The sequence below is a fragment of the Mesorhizobium sp. M1A.F.Ca.IN.020.06.1.1 genome (assembly GCF_004023265.1).
Taxonomy (GTDB): Bacteria; Pseudomonadota; Alphaproteobacteria; order Rhizobiales; family Rhizobiaceae; genus Mesorhizobium.
This window is the reverse complement of record NZ_RZSR01001574.1, coordinates 1-732: the sequence shown is the minus strand read 5'-3', so window position 1 is coordinate 732 and position 732 is coordinate 1. Positions and strand designations below refer to the sequence as shown.

Genomic DNA, 732 nt, shown 5'->3' with positions numbered 1-732 from the left:
GATGGTGCGCGGCGACGGCGGACGCCGGTCGCTCAGCGAAATCAAGTTCACGAAGGCTGAGACGATCTGACGGGGGCGCATCATGAAAAAGATCGCTGGCAGGATCTTCCTGGCATTGATGGCCGTGGCCGTGGGCACGTTGCTGTTTGTGGTCGCATCTGCGGCTACGGACTGGTACAGGACCGGTTCGCATTTTCTCTTCGACAGCATCAATGCGGACCCGCGGCCAGTCTTCGCCTACGCCTGGACGGATCTGAAAGCGGAAAACTTCGCAAGGCTTCAATACGCCGGTGCTGCGGCCTTATTCGGCTTCGTCCTGCCGATCGTCATCGCCTTCTTGATGCGGCCGCCCAAGCGCAACGACGCGAAATTCATGTCGATGGCGGACATTCGCCGCGCTGGCCTGCTGAAGCCGAGAGGCATCTTCATCGGACGCGCCGGTGGCAGGCTGGTCAACGTCTTTGCCCCGCACCGCGATCGGCGCACGGGCAAATTGCTCCTGACGCGCCCGAGAATTCGCGGCGGCAAGAAACTGTGGATCGACGGCGATGACGTCGGCGGCTTCGTCATCGGTCCGCCGAGGTCGGGCAAAGGCGCGGCGCTGATCATCCCCAACGCGCTGATGTGGCCGCATTCGTTGGTCGTGCTCGATCTGCGCGGCGAGACCTACGAGGCGACGGCCGGCCATCGCGCCACCTTCAGCACGGTCGTTCGCTTCGCGCCGGCTGACCG

Annotated in this window: 1 protein-coding gene; it reads left to right on the top strand. The window is 63.7% G+C overall.

The window, feature by feature from the left end; translation table 11 throughout:
- Positions 1-82 precede the first annotated feature (82 nt).
- On the top strand, positions 83-732 hold a 650-nt coding region (locus EOA60_RS39495), incomplete at its 3' end, for a type IV secretory system conjugative DNA transfer family protein (RefSeq protein ID WP_245502711.1).